General features: G+C 68.2%; 18 protein-coding genes. 10 read left to right on the forward strand and 8 right to left on the reverse strand.

The window, feature by feature from the left end:
• Complete coding sequence (locus ASE48_RS27080) at positions 1–192, forward strand: ferredoxin (RefSeq protein WP_057170259.1); 192 nt, start codon at positions 1–3, stop codon at positions 190–192.
• Positions 193–325: 133 nt separating this feature from the next.
• The coding region (locus tag ASE48_RS27085) for an HNH endonuclease signature motif containing protein (protein WP_235571673.1) at positions 326–1,704 on the forward strand (1,379 nt) is incomplete at its 3' end.
• Between the two features lie 284 nt (positions 1,705–1,988).
• On the opposite strand, the gene ASE48_RS27095 is transcribed toward ASE48_RS27085, so the two are convergent.
• Genes ASE48_RS27095 through ASE48_RS27105 form a run of 3 tightly spaced genes read right to left on the reverse strand, consistent with a single transcriptional unit; the run spans position 1,989 to position 4,627 of the window.
• The gene (locus ASE48_RS27095) at positions 1,989–2,678 is read right to left on the reverse strand and encodes a hypothetical protein (protein WP_057170262.1); all 690 of its coding nucleotides are present in this window, start codon (positions 2,676–2,678) and stop codon (positions 1,989–1,991) included.
• A gap of 18 nt (positions 2,679–2,696) precedes the next feature.
• Positions 2,697–3,341, reverse strand: coding sequence for a PaaI family thioesterase (locus tag ASE48_RS27100; RefSeq protein ID WP_057170263.1), 645 nt, complete (start codon positions 3,339–3,341; stop codon positions 2,697–2,699).
• Entirely contained in the window at positions 3,338–4,627 is a 1,290-nt protein-coding gene (locus ASE48_RS27105; RefSeq protein ID WP_057170264.1) for an adenylosuccinate synthase, read from the reverse strand. Before ASE48_RS27105 ends, ASE48_RS27100 begins: the two co-directional genes overlap by 4 nt.
• A 69-nt stretch (positions 4,628–4,696) precedes the next feature.
• On the opposite strand from ASE48_RS27105, the gene ASE48_RS27110 reads away from it, so the two are divergent.
• The 3 genes from ASE48_RS27110 to ASE48_RS27120 are packed head-to-tail and all read left to right on the forward strand — an operon-like array spanning position 4,697 to position 7,077.
• A complete protein-coding gene (locus ASE48_RS27110) occupies positions 4,697–5,347 on the forward strand; it encodes a hypothetical protein (RefSeq protein ID WP_057170265.1) in 651 nt (216 codons plus the stop codon).
• A 13-nt stretch (positions 5,348–5,360) separates the two neighbouring features.
• A complete protein-coding gene (locus ASE48_RS27115; RefSeq protein ID WP_057170266.1) occupies positions 5,361–6,140 on the forward strand; it encodes a site-2 protease family protein in 780 nt (259 codons plus the stop codon).
• Between the two features lie 40 nt (positions 6,141–6,180).
• A complete protein-coding gene (locus ASE48_RS27120) occupies positions 6,181–7,077 on the forward strand; it encodes a cation diffusion facilitator family transporter (RefSeq protein WP_057170267.1) in 897 nt (298 codons plus the stop codon).
• Here the strand turns inward: ASE48_RS27120 and ASE48_RS27125 are convergent.
• Positions 7,074–7,490 carry a DUF3151 domain-containing protein gene (locus ASE48_RS27125; RefSeq protein WP_057170268.1) on the reverse strand — a complete coding sequence of 139 codons (417 nt, stop codon included), beginning with the start codon at positions 7,488–7,490 and terminating at the stop codon, positions 7,074–7,076. The genes ASE48_RS27120 and ASE48_RS27125 overlap by 4 nt on opposite strands.
• Positions 7,491–7,570: 80 nt before the next feature.
• Here ASE48_RS27125 and ASE48_RS27130 point away from each other — a divergent pair, with 80 nt between their 5' ends.
• Together ASE48_RS27130 and ASE48_RS27135 are read left to right on the forward strand one after the other, a co-directional pair.
• Positions 7,571–8,281, forward strand: coding sequence for an Rv0361 family membrane protein (locus tag ASE48_RS27130; RefSeq protein WP_057170269.1), 711 nt, complete (start codon positions 7,571–7,573; stop codon positions 8,279–8,281).
• A gap of 111 nt (positions 8,282–8,392) precedes the next feature.
• Positions 8,393–9,859: a PPE family protein gene (locus ASE48_RS27135; RefSeq protein ID WP_082614502.1), complete on the forward strand. Its 1,467-nt coding sequence runs from the start codon at positions 8,393–8,395 to the stop codon at positions 9,857–9,859.
• Here the strand turns inward: ASE48_RS27135 and fbaA are convergent.
• Positions 9,856–10,893 (reverse strand): class II fructose-bisphosphate aldolase, encoded by a 1,038-nt coding sequence (fbaA, locus tag ASE48_RS27140; RefSeq protein ID WP_057170271.1) that lies wholly within the window; start codon positions 10,891–10,893, stop codon positions 9,856–9,858. The two genes, ASE48_RS27135 and fbaA, sit on opposite strands and share 4 nt — an antisense overlap.
• 100 nt (positions 10,894–10,993) lie before the next feature.
• Between fbaA and ASE48_RS32350 the strand changes: the two genes are divergently transcribed.
• On the forward strand, positions 10,994–11,482 hold the full coding sequence (locus ASE48_RS32350) for a lipoprotein LpqH (protein ID WP_162264275.1): 489 nt from the start codon (positions 10,994–10,996) through the stop codon (positions 11,480–11,482).
• Positions 11,483–11,507: 25 nt separating this feature from the next.
• Positions 11,508–12,221, forward strand: a complete 714-nt coding sequence (locus tag ASE48_RS27150) for a DedA family protein (RefSeq protein WP_057170273.1) — start codon at positions 11,508–11,510, stop codon at positions 12,219–12,221.
• On the opposite strand, the gene ASE48_RS27155 is transcribed toward ASE48_RS27150, so the two are convergent.
• Positions 12,218–12,826, reverse strand: a complete 609-nt coding sequence (locus tag ASE48_RS27155; protein WP_057170274.1) for a TetR/AcrR family transcriptional regulator — start codon at positions 12,824–12,826, stop codon at positions 12,218–12,220. The genes ASE48_RS27150 and ASE48_RS27155 overlap by 4 nt on opposite strands.
• A 49-nt stretch (positions 12,827–12,875) precedes the next feature.
• Between ASE48_RS27155 and ASE48_RS27160 the strand changes: the two genes are divergently transcribed.
• A complete protein-coding gene (locus ASE48_RS27160; RefSeq protein ID WP_057170275.1) occupies positions 12,876–14,300 on the forward strand; it encodes an MFS transporter in 1,425 nt (474 codons plus the stop codon).
• Here ASE48_RS27160 and nhaA read toward each other — a convergent pair.
• Complete coding sequence (nhaA, locus tag ASE48_RS27165; protein WP_057170276.1) at positions 14,297–16,141, reverse strand: Na+/H+ antiporter NhaA; 1,845 nt, start codon at positions 16,139–16,141, stop codon at positions 14,297–14,299. The genes ASE48_RS27160 and nhaA overlap by 4 nt on opposite strands.
• Positions 16,138–17,265, reverse strand: coding sequence for a glycoside hydrolase family 76 protein (locus ASE48_RS27170; protein ID WP_057170277.1), 1,128 nt, complete (start codon positions 17,263–17,265; stop codon positions 16,138–16,140). The genes nhaA and ASE48_RS27170 overlap by 4 nt, the downstream gene beginning before the upstream one ends.
• Between the last annotated feature and the right edge of the window lie 8 nt (positions 17,266–17,273).

Here is a 17,273-nt window from a genome sequence, read left to right on the forward strand (position 1 = left end):
ATGAAGGTTGAAGCTGATCACGACTCCTGCATCACCGCGGGCAACTGTGTGATGGTGGCCGACGCGGTGTTCGATCAGGATGACGACGGCGTGGTGGTGGTGCTCACCGAAGAGGTGCCCGAGGGCGAACTGGAGCATGCCCGCGAGGCCGTGAAGCTGTGCCCCGCGTCGGCGTTGAAGCTGGTCGATTAGTTATCCACAGGGCCAGAAAGATTTGGCGTGCATGTCCGACCAGGTCGGTAGTATCGCACATATGTTCGAAGCCCTGGATCGGTCCGCGATCGCGGAGTTGAGCGACGAAGCGCTCATCTCGGCGGTCACGACCATGACCCGGACTGAGGCCACGGCCGCCGCGCAGCGGCTGGCGTTCATCGGTGAGGTCATCGCCCGCCAATGTGACGACGAGGACGACGTCATCGCCCATCAGGTCATCGACGGTTGGGCATGGGCGCAGGCCGCGGTAGCGGCGGCCTGCAACCTGAATTCTCATGCGGCGTCCAAACAGATGCGCATCGCCCAGGCCCTGCGCGACCGGCTGCCCCGCACCGCCGCCCTGTTCGCCAAGGGCGCGATCTCGGCGACCGTGATCGATGCGATCACCTGGCGCACCCACCTCGTCGTCGACGCAGATGCGCTCGTGTTGATCGATACCGCCATCGCCGGGGAAGCCGGCGAGTACGGGGCGCATTCGGAGAAGCAGCTGATCGGGGCGGTGGATCTGTGGGTGGAGAAGTTCGACCCCGACGCCGTGGTGCGTTCCAAACGGGCGGCCAAGGACCTCTACGTCGAGTTCGACGACAAGGATGACCCCAACGGGGTGGCGTCCTTTTGGGGGCGGCTGCGCATCACCGACAAGAAGATCTTGGAGCAGCGCCTCAATGCCCTGGCCGACACCGTCTGCCCCAACGATCCCCGTAAGCGTGGGGAACTGCGGGCGGCCGCGCTGGCTGCATTGGGTGTGGTCGGCCCGGCACTGGAGCGCCTGACCTGCGAGTGCGGGGACGTGAACTGTGCGGGCAGCGGGAAAGATCCACGCTCGGGCGCAGTCACCATCTACGTGCTGACCGACCAGGTGCCCTCCGCCGGCGAAGAGTCTCCGCGGCACACCAGCCCGGGCACCGCGGCCACCCCGGAAACGGCGCCCGCCGAGACCGAGACTGCGCCGGAGAAAAAGCAGCAGACTCCGGCAGCAGAATCCGAACCCGACGAGCCCGCCGAACCTGCGGCCCGCGCCGAACCCGCCGCGCCCGCGGCCAACATCCCACCCGCGGCCTGCAATCCCAGCCCAGGCGTCACGCTCGACGGCGCCATCATCCCCGCCAACATGCTGGCCGACCTCGCCGCCACCGGCGCCACAGTAAAGCCGCTCTCCGAGATCGCCGACCTGCCCGCCGAACGCCAATACCGGCCCTCGGCCGCACTGACCGCGTTCGTCCGGATGCGCGCCATGACGTGCAGCTTCCCCGGCTGCAACCGCCCCGCGCACCGCTGCGACCTCGACCACCTGACCCCATGGCCCGCCGGGGCCACCCATCCCGGCAACCTGGCACCACTGTGCCGTCTGCACCATTTGATCAAGACGTTCTGTGGTTGGGAACCGGCAGCGAAACCCGACGGCCGCATCCAATGGTCAGCACCGACCGGGCACACCTACACCAAGGCGCCCGGGGCAGCAATCATGTTCCCGCATTGGAACATCGAGACNGTGGTTGGGAACCGGCAGCGAAACCCGACGGCCGCATCCAATGGTCAGCACCGACCGGGCACACCTACACCAAGGCGCCCGGGGCAGCAATCATGTTCCCGCATTGGAACATCGAGACCCCCATCCCGCGGAAGCGCGCCATCCGGCTGATTAACGACACCGACCGCGACACCAAGATGCCGGTCCGAAAACGCACCCGCGCCCAAGACCGCGCCCAGCGCATCACAGCCGAACGCACCCGCAACGCAGCCGAACTCGCCGAAAACAACAGCGACCCGCCCTTCTAGCGGGCCGGCTCCTCCGGGCCGTCATGGTGCAGGTCGATCACCCCGGCCCGCGCCAGGAGCAGCATGCTGACCACCAGAACCCACACCGGGAAAGCCAGCACCACCCACATGCTGACCCCACCCGATACCAGAAGGCTCAGCGCCACAAGGTAAGTCACGATGACCAGCCAGCGCGGCATCAACCCGGTCCGCAGCCAGATGGTGGCCAGCGAGATCATGAACACCGCCCCCATCCGCAGTCCGTACGTGGTGGCGAGGCTCTCCAGCATGCCCTGGCCGAACACCGCCAGCTCGTCGCGCACCGTCACATCGGGCAAGCCGACCCTGGTGGCAACCAACCCGGCGCCCACCGCCGAGGACACGAACATCATGGCCAGGAAAAGCAGGCCACTACCGATGAACACGGTCGCGAAGAACTTGTCCTCGTACCGGCCGAACCCGTCGCGGATGACGCCGATGAACCAGAGGAACGTGATGCCGGCGAACGGCATCAGCACCGAGGCCACCTTCAACTGTCCGCTCGCCCCGGCGATCCACTGCGATCCGTGTTCGGCGCCCTCGGGCAGCGCAGTCCGGATCAACGCGAGCGCGGTCCCGAACAGCAGCGCGAACAGCACGCCGGCCACCGCGGCCGCACGCGGCGTGGTGAGCTTGCGAAGATGCCGATCTGACGGGTGTGTGGTCACGCCGTCATGGTGACACGCCTAGGGCTGGCCGGGCAGCAATCTGACCATCAGGCCGTTGCTCTCGGCGAGCACATTGCCCTCGGCGTCCAGCAATTCGGCGTTCACAAACGCCTTGCGGCCCTCGGCTTCCCGCAACCAGCCGCGCACCGTCAGCGGCACATCGATCGGGGTCACCCGGCGATAGTCCACATGCAGGTACGCGGTGCGGCTGATCGGCCGGCCCGTCGCATGGATGACCATGCCGAACACCGAATCGAACAGCAGCGGCAGCACACCACCGTGCACCGCCTGATTACCGCCCACGTGGAAGCGGCTGAACTGCACCGTCAACTCCACACCGTCGGCCTCGAATTTGGTGACGAGCCAGGGCGGCATCAACAGACTGCCCGCACCGGGCAACGAGGGCACCCGGTTGGCCGGGCCCACACCCTCGGCCGCCTGCGACGGCTCGAGCAGTGCCACCAGTTCCTCGACGCGGTCTGCTGCGGCCGTCCAGGTGTCGCTGTCCGGGTTCACCGACACCGCCAGATCCTGCGCCCGGCGCATGGCCGTCAGGAACCGTTCGAATCCAGGGCCCGGATCCGCGGCCTCGAACACCGGGAACCCACCATGCCGGTCGTACTGCGGGTCGACGCGCCGCGGATCCAGGCCGAAATCGGTCACGCCAGGATGTCCCGGCGCACGATGGTCTGCTCCCGCCCCGGCCCCACACCGATGCACGAAACATGGGCTCCGGCAAGCTCTTCGAGCCTCAGCACGTAGTCACGCGCCTTGGCGGGCAGGTCGTCGAACTCACGCGCCGCGGAGATGTCCTCCCACCAGCCGGGCAGCTCTTCGTAGATGGGCTCGGCGCGGGCGATATCGGCCTGCGTCATCGGCATCTCGTCGGTGCGCTTGCCGTTCACGGTGTAACCCACGCACACCGGGACCGTCTCCAGGCTGGAGAGCACGTCGAGCTTGGTCAGGAAGTAATCGGTGATGCCGTTGACGCGCGTGGCGTACCGGGCGATGACGGCGTCGAACCAGCCGCAGCGCCGCGGCCTGCCGGTGGTGACACCGACCTCGCCACCGGTCTTGGCCAGGTACGCGCCGTGCTCGTCGAACAGTTCCGTCGGGAACGGGCCCGAGCCCACCCGGGTGGTGTACGCCTTGAGGATGCCCAGCACCGTGGTGATGCGGGTGGGCCCGATGCCCGAGCCAACGGCCGCGCCACCGGCGGTGGGGTTCGACGAGGTCACGAACGGATAGGTGCCGTGGTCCACGTCGAGCAGAGTGCCCTGCGAGCCCTCCAGCAGCACCGTCTCACCGTTCTCCAGCGCCTCGTTGAGCAGCAGCCGGGCATCGGCGATGCGGTGCTTGAAACCGTCGGCCTGCTCCAGCAGCGTCGCCACGACCTCGTCGGCGTCGAGCGCCTTGCGGTTGTAGATCTTGACCAGGATCTGATTCTTGAGCTCGAGTGCCGCCTCGATCTTCTGGGCGAGCAGCGCGGGATCGAGAACGTCGGCCGCCCGGATACCGAGCCGCGCGACCTTGTCCTGATAGCAGGGGCCGATGCCGCGACCGGTGGTGCCGATCTTCTTGTTGCCCATGTAGCGCTCGGTCACCTTGTCGATGGCGACGTGATACGGCATGAGCAGGTGGGCGTCGGCTGAGATCAGCAGCCGCGATGTGTCCACACCCCTGTCTTCGAGCCCGGAGAGCTCGGTGAGCAACACGCCTGGGTCGACCACGACACCGTTGCCGATGACGTTGGTGACACCCGGGGTGAGGATGCCCGAGGGGATGAGGTGCAACGCGAAGTTCTCCCCGGTCGGCAACACCACGGTATGACCCGCGTTGTTACCGCCCTGGTAGCGAACTACCCATTGCACACGTCCACCGAGTAGATCGGTGGCTTTACCTTTGCCCTCGTCGCCCCACTGGGCCCCGATGAGCACGATTGCCGGCATGGCATTTCTCCCGCTTAAAGTGATGCAGCCGGTGACCCACCCTATCCGAGCGGAGCCATAGGAGAGGCCTTGACCACCACAAACGGCCGGCCAGATTGCGCAGTGTTGCTGTTCGGCGGGCGCCGCCCACCCCGCGCATTAGGCCATCTACCTGCGGTGACGGTGCAAGAAACCGGTCAGATCGCGGCCGCTGTGACGGCTCGCCGAATCGTCGTGGTGGGCACCGACAAGGACCTCGCCGCAGTACTCACCTCACTGTTGAAGGCCGAAAAACTGGATGTCGAGGTGGCGTTCGTACCGCGCCGGCGCACCCCCGCCACCCGCGCCTACGGGCTGCCGAGCGGGCGGCGCGCGGCCCGCGCGGCCCTCACACGCGCCGCCACCCGGGTACCGCTGATCCGCGACGACTCCGGGCGCGCGCTCGTCGGCGTCGGGCTGTGGGTGGGCGAGACCGGGCTGGAGGGCGAGGCCGTCGTGGACGACACGGTGCTCTTCGACGGTGAGGCGACCGCGGTGCGGATCGAGCCGATCGGGACGATGCCCGGCCTGCGTGCGACGGTGCTGTCCTCGCGCATGCGGCCGAAGCGCTGGGTGACCGGGCGCGCCGCGCAGCTCGGGACCACCGGCGCCTTCGTGGTCCGCGACGGCGACCCGAGCACCCGCGCGCTGCGACGGTCGACGTTCTACCGCCACACGGAAGGCTGGTTGGCCGTGAAGTAGGTAGCGTCGAAACGTGAACATCCGTCCGCTGCGCCAGTCGGTACGACCCAGCCCGATCTTCCTGGGGATCGTCGCGCTCACCCTCGCCGGTGGCGGGCTGGCCTGGTTCTGCGGGGACGCCATCGAGCCGCTGTCCTATGCCGCGGTGTTCGTCCTGGTGGTCGCGGGGTGGCTGGTGTCGCTGTGCCTGCACGAGTTCGGCCACGCCTACACGGCGTGGAAGTTCGGCGACCACGACATCGCGGTGCGCGGCTATCTGACGCTGAACCCGCTCAAGTACTCCAACCCGATGCTCTCGCTCGGATTGCCGCTGCTCTTCATCGCCCTGGGCGGCATCGGCCTGCCCGGTGGTGCCGTGTATGTGCGTACCGGCTGGATGACGGCACGGCAGCGCACCCAGGTCAGTCTGGCCGGCCCGTTGGCCAACGTGGTGTTGGCGGTGCTGCTGCTGGCCGCGGTGAGCCTGTTCTACGACCCGGCTCATCTGGTGTTCTGGGGCGGTGTCGCCTTCCTGGGCTTCCTGCAGGTGACCGCGGTGCTGCTGAACCTGCTGCCGATTCCGGGCCTGGACGGCTACGGCGCGCTGGAACCGCATCTCAAGCCGGACACCCAGCGCGCCCTGGAGCCGGTCAAGGGCTGGGGTTTCCTGATCCTGCTCATCGTGCTGCTGGTGCCGCAGCTCAACCAGGTGTTCTTCTCGGTGGTGTTCTGGTTCGTCGACCTTTCCGGGATCAACGGCTCGCTGGTATCGATCGGCGGCGGACTCACCCGGTTCTGGTCGGCCTGGCTCTGAGCCTTGCAACATATGCGACTTTCCGCATATATTCGGCTGCATGGGAGCTGGACACGACCACAGCCACGGCGGCGGTGACACGCGCGTCGGCCGGATGATCATCGGCGCGGCGATCCTCGGTGCGTTCTTCGTGCTGGAACTGGTCACCGCGCTGACGATCAACTCGATCGCACTGCTCGCCGACGCCGGGCACATGCTCACCGACCTGGTCGCGATGTTCATGGGCCTGACCGCCGTGCTGCTGGCCCGCCGCGGATCCACCTCCGCGGCCCGCACCTACGGCTGGCACCGCGCCGAGGTGTTCACCGCCGTCGCCAACGCCGCGCTGCTGCTGGGTGTTGCCGGATTCATCCTCTACGAGGCCTTCGAGCGACTCGGGGACGCACCCGATGTCCCCGGTGTGCCGCTGATCGTCGTCGCGCTGGCCGGCCTGGCCGCCAACGCCGTCGTGGTGCTGTTGCTGCGCGCGGACTCCGAGCACAGCCTGGCCGTCAAGGGCGCCTACATGGAGGTCGTCGCCGACACCGTGGGCAGCATCGGGGTGCTGATCGCGGGCATCGTCACCGTCACCACCGGCTGGCCGTATGCCGACGTCGTCGTCGCCGTCCTGGTCGCCCTGTGGGTACTCCCGCGGGCCTTCGCCCTCGCCCGCGCCGCGCTGCGGATCCTCAGCGAGTCATCGCCGGCCCACATCGACGTCGACGAGTTGCGCACCGCCTTGCAGGACGTCCCCGGGGTCACCGAGGTGCACGACCTCCACGTGTGGACGCTGGTACCCGGCCGGGACATGGCCACAGCGCACCTGACCAGCACCCACGACGCCGCCCGGGTACTGGTCGACGCCCAGGCAGTGCTGGCCGCGCGCGGCCTCGAACACGCCACCGTCCAGGTCGAGCCGCCCGGCGGCGTCGGCGATTGCGGTGCGAAGAACTGCTAGTTCACCCCGAGAGCGGCCCGCGCGGACGGGTCGCAATCATCGAGCAGATCCAGGCAACGCGCGTACTCGGGCGTCTCACCGATCACTTGAGCGGCCCGCGCCAGCGCGGCCACACAGCGCAGGAAGCCACGGTTCGGCACGTGCGAGTACGGCACCGGGCCGAAGCCCTTCCACCCGTTGCGGCGCAGCTGGTCGAGCCCGCGGTGATACCCGGTCCGGGCATATGCGTAGGCGGCCACCGGCTGGTCCTCGTCCAGCGCCTGCTCGGCGAGCGTCGCCCAGGCCACCGACGCACTCGGATGCGCGGCGGCGACGTTGGCGGGAGTCTCCCCGGCTTCGAGTTCGCCCTCGGCTTCTGTATCGCCCGGTAGCAGCGTCGGATCCGGCCCCAGCAGGTCACCCATACGAGTCATAGGCCTATTGTGCCGTGCGGGCGTATGCCGGCTGTGATTAGGCTTGCGCTGAAGCATCACGAGGGAGGACTGCAGTAGGGATGTCGAACCCAACAGAGCCCCAAGGCGGCAAGCAGGAACCCGATCCGGATGCACCGGAGACCGACGATTCGTCGGAACGCCGGTACACCGCGCCGTCGGGTTTCGACGGCTCCACCCAGATCATCCAGTCGGTGCCCGAGCCTCCCACCGAGATCTTCGCTGCCGGTGAACCCACCGAGATGATCGACAGCACCGCGTTCACCGACAGCTCCAAAGTGGCTGCACCGCAGGTTATTCCGCCGCGCGATGATGCACCCAAGTCGCCTCGGACCCGGCGCAGCTGGGGCTGGGTGATCGCCGTCGTGCTGGTGATCGCCGCGCTGGTGGCGCTCGCCGTGCTGGGCACGGTGCTACTGACCCGCGGTGGCGCCAACGCCACGTCGCAGGAAGACCAGGTCCGTTCCACCATCGAGAGCTTCGACGTCGCCATCCAGAAGGGTGACCTGGCCGCGCTGCGGGGCATCACCTGCGGCGCCACCAGGGACAGCTACGTCCAGTACGACGACCGCTCGTGGACCGAGACCCACAAGCGGGTCGCGGCCGCCAAGCAGTACCCGGTGGTGGCCAGCATCGACGAGGTGGTCGTGGTGAACGACCACGCCGAGGCGAACGTCACCACCTTCATGGCCAACGCGCCGCAGACGCGTTCCACCCGGAGCTTCGACCTCCAGTTCCGCGACGACCAGTGGAAGATCTGCCAGAACGGCTGACCCCCGACCCAGAGTTCGGGTGCCCGGCAAACTGAGTGCCGCTCTCCCCTATCAAAAACGTGGGGCACTGATTGCCAGTTTGCCTGTGCCATAGTCGCTTTCATGATGTGGATGGCAGTGCCACCCGAGGTCCATTCAGCACTCCTGAGCAGTGGCCCCGGCGCGGGCCCACTCCTGGCCGCCGCGGCGGCATGGCATCAGCTGAGCATCGAATACGCCACCGCGGCAGCCGAGCTGACGGCCACCCTGGGCACCGTGCAGGCCGGTGGGTGGGAAGGCCCGAGCGCGCAGCAGTACATCGTCGCGCACTCCCCCTTCCTGGGCTGGCTGGCTCAGGCGAGCGCGAACAGTGCCGCGACCGGGGCTCAGCACGAGACGGCGGCCGCGGCGTACGCGACGGCGCTGGCGACCATGCCCACCCTGCCCGAACTGGCGCTCAACCACGCCACCCGCGGCGTGCTGGTGTCCACCAACTTCTTCGGCATCAACACCATCCCGATCGCCGTCAACGAAGCCGACTATGTGCGGATGTGGGTGCAGGCCGCCACCACCATGACCACCTATCAGGCGGTGTCGACAGCCGCGGTGATGGCGGGTCCGGTCACCGCACCCCCGCCGCCGGTGCTCGTCCCAGGTGCCGGCGAGATGGGCGCCGCGATGGCGAGCTCGCTGACCGCCCAGCCGCAGGCCCTCGATGCGGCCGCCGCCCTGAATTCGTCGAACTGGCTGGCCGACTGGCTGGAGCAGTACACGCTCGGGTTGCCCGGCGGCGACATCCTCTGGGACTTTCTGCAGAACCCGCTGGGCAACTCGATCGCATTGATCCGGGACTTCCTGACGAATCCGGCGGCGGCGCTGCAGACGTGGGGGCCGTTCCTGGCGGCCGTCGCCTATCAGGCGATCTCGTGGGTCGGCGCGCTGACCACCTACCCGATGATCTTCCTGGCGCCGCTGATGGCCGCCGCGGCGTTGGGCATCCTGATCGGCGTGGGCGCCTACATGCTCAACGAGCTGCTCAAGCTGCAGGACCTGCCGCCGCTGGATCTGGGTGAGCCGGCCGCGCAGCCGCAGGGTGAGCAGCAGCAGCTGACCCCGGCGGCGTTCCCGGGCGGCGGTGCGCCGGCGACGGCAGCCGCGGGAGCTCCCGCGGGATCCGCGACGGCGGCGGCACCTGCCGCACCCGCGGCGACCGTGGCCGCACCGCTGGTTCCGTACGCGGTGGCCGGCGGCGATCCAGGCGAGGGTTTCACCCCGACGCTGCGGGATCACAACAGCGCGCAGGCACCGGCCGAGGGCATTCCGGCCGCCGCGGCCGGGATCGCGGCGTCATCGGTCGCGCAACGCAAACGGCGACGCAAGAAGGCCGCCGTCATCGAGGACCGCGCGTACGCCGACGCGTACGCAGACTATGAACCCGAGGAGCCCGAGCCCGAACGCCGGGCCGCATCCTGGATCGGCACCTCGACGCGCAGCGGTATCGACGCACAAGGGCTGACCACCGTGCGCACCGATCAGTTCGGCGGCGCGGCGGTCAGCCCGATGCTGCCGGGCGGCTGGCGCCCGGACGACGAGAACTAGCCGGCGGACACCGAACGGCCCGCGCTGTGCAGGTCGTTGCACGCCTCGATGACGCGCTCGGTCATCCCGGCTTCGGCCTTCTTCAGGTAGCTGCGCGGGTCGTAGGCCTTCTTGTTGCCGACCTCGCCGTCGACCTTCAACACCCCGTCGTAGTTGGTGAAGAAGTGGCCGGCGATGGGCCGGCTGAAGGCGTACTGGGTGTCGGTGTCGACGTTCATCTTCACCACGCCGAAGTTCAGCGAATCCTCGATCTCGGACTTCAGCGAACCGGACCCGCCGTGGAAGACGAAGTCGAACGGCTTGCTGCCCTCGGCCAGACCGAGCTTGGCCACCGCGACCTTCTGGCCCTGCTCGAGGATGTCGGGGCGCAGCTTGACGTTGCCGGGCTTGTACACGCCGTGCACGTTGCCGAACGTGGCGGCCAGCAGATACTTGCCGTGCTCACCGACGCCGAGCGCGTCGATGGTCTTCTCGAAGTCCTCGGGCGTGGTGTAGAGCTTGTCGTTGATCTCGGCCTCGACACCGTCCTCCTCGCCGCCGACCACACCGATCTCGATCTCCAGGATGATCTTGGCTTCGGCCGACAGCTTGAGCAGTTCCTGGGCGATCTGCAGGTTCTCGTCGATCGGCACCGCGGAGCCGTCCCACATGTGCGACTGGAACAGCGGGTTCTGCCCCTTGGCCACCCGCTCGGCAGAGATCGCGAGCAGCGGCCGGACGAAGGTGTCCAGCTTGTCCTTGGGGCAGTGGTCGGTGTGCAGGGCCACCGTGATGGGGTACTTGGCGGCGACGACGTGCGCGAACTCGGCCAGCGCGGTGGCGCCGGTCACCATGTCCTTGACGCCCAGACCGGACCCGAATTCCGCACCACCGGTGGAGAACTGGATGATCCCGTCGCTGCCCGCGTCGGCGAAGCCCTTGATGGCGGCGTTGATGCTCTCCGAACCGACACAGTTGATGGCCGGGAAGGCGAACGAGTGCTCCTTGGCACGGCCCAGCATCTCGGCGTATACCTCGGGCGTGGCGATGGGCATTGACTTCCTCCTGTGTCGCGAGCGCTTTCCCCGGCAGTATCTCAATAAAGCGACGCCGGCGGCAGGGCGGATACCGCCTTCACCGTTTACCGTGGACGAAGTGCGCGCCAAACCGGTCCTGATTCTGCTGGCGTCAGTGGCATCGGCATCGGTGGTCGGGTGCGCCCCTGCCTCTCCTTCCACACCGATATCCACTCCCGTCGCCGCGCCGACTCGCCCGCCGGAACCCGAGTTGGCCAGGTCCGTGGCCCCGGGGCGCGCTCAGGTCATCGTCAACGGGGACACCGGCCCGACCGGCCCGGTGAGCTGTTCCACCGATGACGGGCTGACCACGATCAGCGTCGGGGACAGCTCCCTGGGTGTCAGCGTGATCGTGACCGACGACGACGTGCCCGCGGTCCGGTCGGTCAGCATCGGCGATGTCGGCGGCGTCGCTCTCGGGTTCGCCGTGGGCACCGCGAGTCAGGCACCGACCGCCTCGCGCAACGGCGCCACGGTCATCGTCTCCGGGTCCGGCAGCGGCACCGATTCGGCCGACCCCGCGCGGGTCGTCGCCTCCAGCTATCAGATCGCCGTGGCCTGCCCGTAAGCCCCAGCCGGTATCTTGGGGCCTCATGACCACCACCCATCTGGCCTTGATGCCGGATTTCATGGATCCGATCAATCTGTTGAGTTATTTCGGAACCTGGGCCCTGGTCGGGCTGCTGGTGGTCGTCTTCGTCGAGTCCGGGGTGCTGTTCCCGATCCTTCCCGGTGACTCGCTGCTGTTCGTGGCGGGCATGCTGGCCGCCGGTATCCAGACGGCATCGGCGGAGGGCAACGTCGCCAGCACGGACTTCCAGCTCTGGCAGCTCCTGGTGTTCATCCCGATCGCCGCGATCCTCGGTGCGCAGGTCGGTTACTGGATCGGCCGCAATGTCGGTACCGCCATGTTCAAGCCGAACGCGCGCTTCCTCAAGCAGAAGTACCTCGACGAGGCGCACCTCTTCTTCGAGCAGCGCGGGCCGTTCGCCATCGTGATCGCCCGCTTCGTCCCGATCGTGCGCACCATCGCCCCGATCACCGCGGGCGCGGCCAAGATGAACTACGCCGTCTTCACGCTGTACAACGCGGTGGGCGCCATCGTGTGGGGTGTCGGGCTGACGCTGCTCGGCTACTGGCTGGGCCGCTTCGAGATCATCCAGAAGCTGCTCGAACCGATCGTCATCGGAATCGTCCTGCTGTCGGTGCTGCCGATCGCCATCGAGTGGTACAAACGCCGCAAGGCCGCCAAGAAGGCCGGCATCCCCACCCCGCCCATGGAGTCCGGCGAGCAGCCGTCAGCCTAGGTCGGCACTCCGCTGCGCAGCGCATCGAACAGCCGTCCCAGCCGCTCACGGTGGTCGTCCACCACGGCATCCGGCCGGCCTTCGGCGATGACGCGTCGCGCCGTTCCGGTCATCACCGTCGCGTAGCCCGCGATGAAGAGCGCGGCGAACAACGGGGCGTCCCCGGCGAAACCCGGGTCGCCGTCGAGAAGCTCCGCCAGGGTGCGCTCCATCTCCGACGCGATCTCCCTCGCCCGCGCGATCAGCGCCGGTGACGCCGCGACGGTCCGGTAGAAGGGTATCGACCCCTCCTTGATGCCGGACAGCGCGTGACGGTCGTCGACGAGACGAAACGCGACGTCGCGCAGCGACGCGAGGACGTCGACGCCGGACGCGCGGTCGCTCACGGCCGTCCGCAGGATCTCGACGGCATCCTCCTCGCGGTCGAAGAGCAGGTCCTCCTTGCGCGGGAAGTGCTTGAACACCGTGACGCTGGAGACCCCCGCCTCGCGTGCGACGTCGGCGACGGTGACGGTGTCGAACCCGCGATCGAGGAACAACACGGTCGCGACATCGGAGATTTTCCGGCGCGTGAGCGGGCCGCCGCGCTCCGCGTTTCTCGGCATTTCACCTCACTGTGTTGACTGACTTAGTTTAGTCACTTAGTTTAGTTGCATGGTTGGTACTCAGAGCATTGTGCCGCCTCGCTCGCTGCGGGAGGCCTGGCCGGCGCTGATGGGCCTGTCGGCGGTGTTCCTCTTCGAGATGCTGGACAACTCGATCCTCACGGTGGCGCTTCCCACGATCGGGCGTGACCTGCACGCCTCCACCGCCGCGCTGCAGTGGGTGACCGGCGCCTACGCCGTCGTCTTCGGCGGGCTGATGCTCATCTTCGGCGCCGTCGCCGACCGGTTCGGGCGACGCCGGGTCATGGTCATCGGGCTGGTGCTGCTCGCCGTCGCGAGTCTGTCCACCGCCTTCGTCGAGACCGCGGGGCAGTTGATCGCCGTCCGGGTGCTGACGGGTTTCGCGGCGGCGATGACCACGCCCGGTTCGATGGCGCTGGCGTTCCGGTTGTTCACCGACGACGCCCTGCGCATCCGGGCGATCACCCTGATCTCCACGGTGGGCCTGGTCGGGCTCGCGATCGGCCCGACCGTCGGCGGATTCGTCATCGCGGTCGCGCCCTGGCAGATCCTGCTGCTGGTCAATGTGCCGATCGCCATCCTCGCGATCATCGGGGTGCGGTCCGGGATCGGCGCGGACCAGGCGGACGACCTGCATCACGATCCGTTGGACAGCGCCGGCGCCGTGCTGGGGACGGCGGCCATCGTGCTGGCATTGGTGGCTCCGACGCTGTTCGTCGAGCAGGGTCCTGGGTCGTGGATCCCGTGGCTGGTCGCCACCGTGGCAGCCGTGACGACGGTGTTGTTCGTGCTCAGGGAAAGGTCAGCGCGCTACCCGTTGATCTCGCTCGACCTCCTTGCGCGCCCACTGGTTTCGAGCGGATTGGCATTCAAGGCCGCGGCCGGCCTGGCGCTCGCGGGCCTCGGCTATTTGGTCACGCTGCAGCTGCAACTGGACTGGGGCTGGTCGCCGGCGCTGGCCGCGGTCGGGATGCTGCCGCAGGTCATCGTGCTGGTGGTCGGCAGTTTCTTCGTCAACCCGTTCGTCGCGCGGGTCGGCCCGGAGCGGGCAGCCTGGCTGAGCGCCTCGGCGGTGGTGGCCGGGCTGGCGGTCTACGGGCTGCTGGGCAACTACTGCTATCCGTGGGTGGCGGTGGCGCTGGTCCTCGTCGCGGCCGGGATGCGGGTGGTCGGGGTGGTCGCCGCGGTCAACGTGCTGCGCGGTCTGCCGGAGAACCGGACCACGATCGGCACCGCGCTCGTCGATACCGCCTCCGAGGTCACCTCCGGTGTCGGGGTCGCGGTCAGCGGCACGATCCTGGCGGCACTGTTCACCGGCGCCATCGCCACCTCGCACTGGAGCGCGGCGCAGACCGCGCAATTCCGGGAGTCCGTCACGATCGCGGGACTGGTGCTGACCGTGCTGGCCGGCGCACTGGTGGCGTTCGGGATCGTGCGGAGCCGCCGGGCCTAACGTTCTTCGAGCGCCCGGATCAGACTGGCCGCATCCCACGGCCCCTGGTGTCGTATGCCGTTGACGAACAGCGTCGGCGTGGCGTTGAGATCCATCGCCTCGGCGTCCTCGGCGTCATCGGTGACCCGGTGCAGCACCTTCGACGAATGCACCCGCACGTCCTGGTCGAACTGCTCGATGTCGCACCCTGCGGCCACCGCATACCGGTAGATGTCCGACCATTCCAGGTCGTCCTGGTGGGCGAACAATTCGTGCGCCATCTCCCAGAACTTGCCCTGCAGTGCCGCGGCCTCACTGGCCCGCGCGGCGTCGAAGGCCCGCGGGTGGGCGCGCTCGAGCGGGAAATGCCGCCACACATAGAGCAATTCGTCGCCGAAATGCGCCCGCACTTCGTCGATCGCGCCGGTCGCGCGGCTGCAGAACGGGCATTCGAAGTCACCGTACTCGACCAGGGTCAGCGGGGCGCCGGGCTCGCCGCGGGCGTGGTCCCGGTCGAGATCGATGGGGCGCAGCAGTTTCAGCCCGACCGGCTCGGGGGGACTGAGCCAGTCGGTGAGCCGGAAGATGGCCCAGCCGAGGGCGAATGCGATGACCGACGCCGCCAGCACACCGATGCGCGCCTGGTCCTGACGGCTGGGGTCGGTGATTGCGATGTCGACGATGAACAGCGAGATGGTGAAGCCGATACCGGACAGCGCTGCGCCACCGGCGATCCGGCGCAGGGTGAGTCCGGGGGCGAGCTCGCCGAGCCCGATGCGCTGGATCAGCCAGGTGGCCCCGGTGATGCCGACGAACTTGCCGATCACCAGGCCGGCGACGATGCCCCACGTCAGCGGTGACTGCAGCGCCGTGGACAAGCTCTGCGCGTCGAGCCGCACGCCGGCATTGACCAAGGCGAACAGCGGCAGCACGACGAACGAGACGGTGGGTCCGACCGTGGTCTGCAGCCGTTCGTTGATCGAGATCGATTCGCGCAGCGCGCGACTCGCGGCGCGGGCGTACTCGGAATTGGGCGACTGCCGGAACGCGCGGATCTGGTCGACGGCCCGCTCGACGGGACGCCGCTCGGGCGTGAACACCGGGATCAGCAGCGCGATCACCACGCCGGCCAGCGTCGGATGAATCCCGGCCATGTACAGGGCGACCCAGAGCGCCACCCCGAAAACCGCGTAGGCGGGTCCACGGAATCCCGGCGGCAGGTACCGCACCAGCGCGAGGGCGCCGGTCAGCGCCGCCGAGACCAGCAGCGGGCCGACCTGGACGCTGTCGGAGTAGAACAGCGCGATCGCACACAGCGCCCCGACGTCGTCCACCACCGCCAGGGTGAGCAGGAAGATCCGCACGCGCGCAGGGAATTTGGGCTTGATGATGGCCAGCGCACCGACCAGGAACGCTGTGTCGGTGGAGATGACCACGCCCCACGCCTGGGCGTTCTCACCCGTCGGGTTGAACGCCAGGAACACCACGGCCGGGATCACCAGGCCCGCGGCCGCGGCGATCACCGGCACCGCGGCCCGCGACCGGTCGGTCAGCTCACCGATGGTGAATTCGCGGGTCACCTCGAGCCCGACGATGAAGAAGAAGAACGTCATCAACGCGTCGTTGATGAAGTGCTTGACCGTCATCTCGAAGTGGTGCGCACCGACACTGAAACCCACGTGGGTGTCCAGCAGGGCCGAATAGCTCTCGGCCCAGGGCGAGTTCGCCCACGCGATGGCGATGACGGTGAACAACAGCAGCAATGCGGCCGCCGTGTTGTCCGTCGTCCTGGTGGCCTTGCTGCCACGGCTGAACCGCGACGGCAGCAGCGGGAAACCCCGCTCGGTCGTCGGCTCAGTCACTGATCGGCGTCTCCGTCAGCGTCGTCGGTGTCGTCGAGCGTGTGGGCGGCTTCCATCAGCATCCAGCCGGACAGCTGCACCGAGAGGTCACGCTCGGCGATCTCGGAGGCGTTGACCGCTCCCTCCACGAACTGGGCATCCCCGGTCACCGATTGCGGCACCACGGCGTTGCGGTCCCAGAAGGCGCCGAACAACGGCAACCCGTCCACCGTCTGCCGGTAATCCCACGCCGACCGCGCCGAGGTGAGCACCAGATCCCGGGCGGTGGTGCGGGCCTGCTCGTCCTCGGGTGCGGTGCCGGGCAGATCGGTGGCGACGAACGCCAGATAGCGGGCCAGGATCGCGTTGAACAGCCCGCCGTCACCACCGCCGGCACCGCGGATGACCCCATCGGTGGTCATCTCCTTGGCGACCGCGGCCACCAGTCGGTGCACCCGCTGGGCGTGTTCGGGGTCGTCGGTGCGGTTGGCCAGCTCGACCTCGAGCCCGAGCACCACGCCCTGGCAGTAGGTGTATTGCGCGCGCACCAGCGAACCGCCCTTGACACCGTCGAACACCAGGTGGGTCTCGGGGTCGATCAGCGTCTCGTCGATCCAGTCGGCCATCTGCTGGGCGCGGCGCACCCGGTCGTGGCGCGCCAGGAAGATCGCGGCGGGTCCGTTGGCCGGTGCGTTGAAGAACTGGTCCTGTTTGCGCCACGGGATGCCGCCGCCGTCCTCGGGCACCCAGGAGTTCAGGAACTGATCGGCCAGCTTGTCGAGCGCGTTTGGTCGTCCGATGTCGCACAGCCGCCCGGAACGTTCCAGTGCGAGCGCCAGCCAGGCCATGTCGTCGTAGTAGTCGTTGGTCCAGCGGAGGTTGTTGCGGATGTGGTGCCCGCGGATCTGACGGTTGATGCGGGTGAGGCGCTGCGGCTGGGGGTCGCGCAGCTGCGCGTCGACCAGGCAGTCCAGCAGGTGGGCCTGCCACCAGTAGTGCCAGGTACCGAACAGGGTCTGTTTGCGGGCGGCCGGCCAGGCCACCACGCCGAGCTGGGTGCCGGGCAGCCCCCACAACCGTTTGAGGTGTCGCTTGGTGATCGCGGCTTCCGAACTGGCTGCACGATTTGCCCACACCTGAACCATGCTTAGAT

It is taken from the genome of Mycobacterium sp. Root265, assembly GCF_001428895.1.
Lineage (GTDB): Bacteria > Actinomycetota > Actinomycetes > Mycobacteriales > Mycobacteriaceae > Mycobacterium.